This window comes from Dactylosporangium aurantiacum (assembly GCF_000716715.1).
GTDB classification, from domain to species: Bacteria; Actinomycetota; Actinomycetes; order Mycobacteriales; family Micromonosporaceae; genus Dactylosporangium; species Dactylosporangium aurantiacum.
In genome coordinates this window covers 1-2741 of the sequence record NZ_JNYJ01000124.1, presented here as the reverse complement: position 1 = coordinate 2741, position 2741 = coordinate 1, and the positions used below count along the sequence as shown (strand labels likewise).

Annotated in this window: 5 protein-coding genes; 2 read left to right on the top strand and 3 right to left on the bottom strand. The window is 74.2% G+C overall.

The genetic code is table 11. The features are described 5' to 3' along the window. Window positions 1-128: 128 nt before the first annotated feature. From OP18_RS50530 to OP18_RS50520, 3 genes are read right to left on the bottom strand one after another with little or no spacing between them, the layout of a single operon-like run. Entirely contained in the window at window positions 129-662 is a 534-nt protein-coding gene (locus OP18_RS50530) for a DUF6886 family protein (RefSeq protein WP_033367946.1), read from the bottom strand. A 20-nt stretch (window positions 663-682) separates the two neighbouring features. Then, a complete protein-coding gene (locus tag OP18_RS61675) occupies window positions 683-916 on the bottom strand; it encodes a CGNR zinc finger domain-containing protein (protein ID WP_052388595.1) in 234 nt (77 codons plus the stop codon). Window positions 917-953: 37 nt separating this feature from the next. Further along, entirely contained in the window at window positions 954-1379 is a 426-nt protein-coding gene (locus tag OP18_RS50520) for an ABATE domain-containing protein (protein WP_033367944.1), read from the bottom strand. Window positions 1380-1437: 58 nt separating this feature from the next. Here OP18_RS50520 and OP18_RS50515 point away from each other — a divergent pair, with 58 nt between their 5' ends. Together OP18_RS50515 and OP18_RS59405 are read left to right on the top strand one after the other, a co-directional pair. Then, window positions 1438-2334, top strand: a complete 897-nt coding sequence (locus OP18_RS50515; RefSeq protein WP_033367948.1) for a pyridoxamine 5'-phosphate oxidase family protein — start codon at window positions 1438-1440, stop codon at window positions 2332-2334. Between the two features lie 81 nt (window positions 2335-2415). Beyond that, window positions 2416-2562, top strand: a complete 147-nt coding sequence (locus tag OP18_RS59405; protein ID WP_169789000.1) for a hypothetical protein — start codon at window positions 2416-2418, stop codon at window positions 2560-2562. The last annotated feature ends 179 nt before the right edge of the window (window positions 2563-2741 follow it).

Genomic DNA, 2741 nt, shown 5'->3' with positions numbered 1-2741 from the left:
GTCTCGATCTCGCCGTACTCGCTCATGTCATGTCCCTGTATGTGAGTGGTTCGTGTAGGTGTTCCTTGCGATGCACAGAACACTACGGAGCCACCGACCCCCTCGAATCCCAGGAACGTGCCACCCGCTCAGCGGGGCAGCGCGTTGCGCAGGCGGATACCGCTGAACCGCAGCGTGCTGGCCCGGACCGCGTCCCAGAACGCCCACAGGTTCGGCAGCACCCGCAGCTGGATGCCGGCCTGCGCGTGCAGCGCGAACAGGTCGCCGACCGGCTCCGGCGGCCCGAGCGGCATCACCGGCTCGACGGCCACGTGCGCGTGGTGCTCGGGCCCGCCGAACGGTTCGAACGCCGCCGCCGGCAGCCGGTACGCGTACACCTTCACGGTCCGGATCGCCTCGAGCCAGCCGAACTCGACGGCGTGGACGCGCTCGCCGCCGCCGGGGCCGACGATCCGGTCGCGGTCCTGCGCGGTGGTGCCCGCGCCGGTCCAGGCCATTGCCCGCGGGCACTCGCGGGGGAACCAGTAGTCCGGCGAGCGCCCGTGGTCGACGGCCCAGACGTACGCCTCGGGCTGCTGCGCGGTCTTCGCCACGTGCGGCACGAACCTGGTGATCGTCGGGTCCTCGGAGAAGTGCAGCACCTGCCCGGGTTCCGGTCGCATCGAGGCCCTCCCTGGCCGTCTCAGCCGCCGCCGTGGTGGCGCTGGTAGTGCCGGGCGACGCGGGCCCGGTTGCCGCAGCCGTCGGAGCACCACTCGCGGCGTGGATGGTTGCGCACGAAGTACAGCACGCAACCGGGCGCTCGGCAGGCCCGCAGCAGCCGCCGGTCCGGGCCGGCGAACAGCGCGACCGCCTCCTCGGCGATGGCGGCGACCGCGGCGAGGGCCGGGTCGTGCGCCGACCGCGTCACCCGCACCGGCCGCCCGCTGGTCGGCTCGTCGCCGGCCGGGTCGTCAGCGGCCGGGTCGTATGCCGGTGGCCAGCGCAGCTCCGACCATGACGGGGCTCTCGCGCAGGCCCGGTTGAGCACGCCGACCGCCGCCTCCAGGTCGGCCCGCGAGGTGGCGGCGGGCGAGTGACCGGCGGCCGGACGGTCGTCGGCGGTGGCGGTCGTCGGCGGTGGCGGCGGTGGCGGCGGTGGCGGTGGCGGTGGTGGTGGTGGCGGTCGGACGGTCGTCGGCGGTCGCGGCGGCGGCCAGGTGGCGCAGCGCGTCGCGGAGGTCGCGCAGCTCGGCGACCGCCTCCCAGCCGGCGATGCCGAGGCCCGGCCGGGCCTGCCGCAGCCAGCGCGCGGCGGCGTCCGGGTCGGCGATCGTGTCCCGCACGCCGTCGCGGTCGGCCCGGACGGTGTTCATCAGCTCAACCGGCAACGGCTCCACAGTCCTAATGGTAAAGCATTGCGAAAACCATTTGGTCGTGGACTAATGGATGAAGCACATGTCATCCGTTAGGAAGGGGCCCGGCGTGTTCCACGAAGGTGAACTGGCGGTCCAGGAGCGGGCCGGCGTCCGGCAGGCGGCGGCCCGGCTCACCGGCATGCTCGCGCCGGGCGGCATCGGCCGGGGCGCCGGCGGCTGGCTGGCCGAGCGGACCCTGGCCGTGCTCAGCGCGCGCGACCGGGCCGGGCGGCTGTGGGCGTCGGCGCTGACCGGCCCGCCCGGGTTCCTCGACGGCGCGGGGCCGCGGCTGCGGGTGCACGCGTTCCTCACCCCCGGCGACCCGTTGCACGACCTGCCGGTGGGGCAGCGGGTCGGCCTCATCGCCATCGACTTCGCCACCCGCCGCCGGATGCGGGTCAACGGCACTCTGTCCTTCGTGGACCCCGCCGGGCCGGCATCCGGGCTCACCGTCGAGGTGGCGGAGGCGTTCGGCAACTGCCCGCAGTACATCCAGCCGCGCCGCCTCGCCGGCCCGGCCGGGTCGGCGGCGGCGCCGGTGTTCGCGCCGCTGCCCGCCCTGACCGCGGCCGACGCGGCGCTGGTGGCCGGCGCCGACACGTTCTTCCTCGGCACCGCCCACCCGCAGCGCGGCGCCGACGCCTCGCACCGCGGCGGCCCGCGCGGCTTCCTCCGCGTCGAGGGCGGCGACCTGTGGTGGCCGGACTACCCCGGCAACAACATGTTCAACAGCCTCGGCAACCTCGCCGCCGACCCGTCCGCGGCGCTGCTGGTGCCCGACTTCCGCACCGGCCGCACCCTGCACCTGTCGGGCTCCGCGACCGTCGAGTGGACCGCTCCCGGCACCGGCGCCGCCGACGAGATCACGGGGCGACGGGTCCGCTTCCGTCCCACCGCCGTCGTCGCCGGCGACCATCCGGCCCTCGTCGCCGCCTGAGGACCGCGGGCAGCGCGTGTTTCGGCCGGAACGCCGTCGGGCAATCCGTGTGCGCAACCGCACCCCCAACGGAGGTCATCCATGTCCGCACAGGCTGTCCTGTACCTCATCGCCATCATCCTGCTCGCCGTCGCCGCCCTGCCGGTGCCGTCCCGCGGCTTCAACCTGGCGATCCTCGGCGCCGCCTTCGCCCTGCTCGCCTACGCGTGGCCGGTCATCAGCGCCTGACCCGCGCCGCCGTGGCACGTTCCTGGGATTCGAGGGGGTCGGTGGCTTCGTAGTGTTCTGTGCATCGCAAGGAACACCTTCACGAACCACTCACATACAGGGACATGACATGAGCGAGTACGGCGAGATCGAGACCGGCGAGCAGCACGCGGAGATCGACCAGCTGCACCAGGTCGACG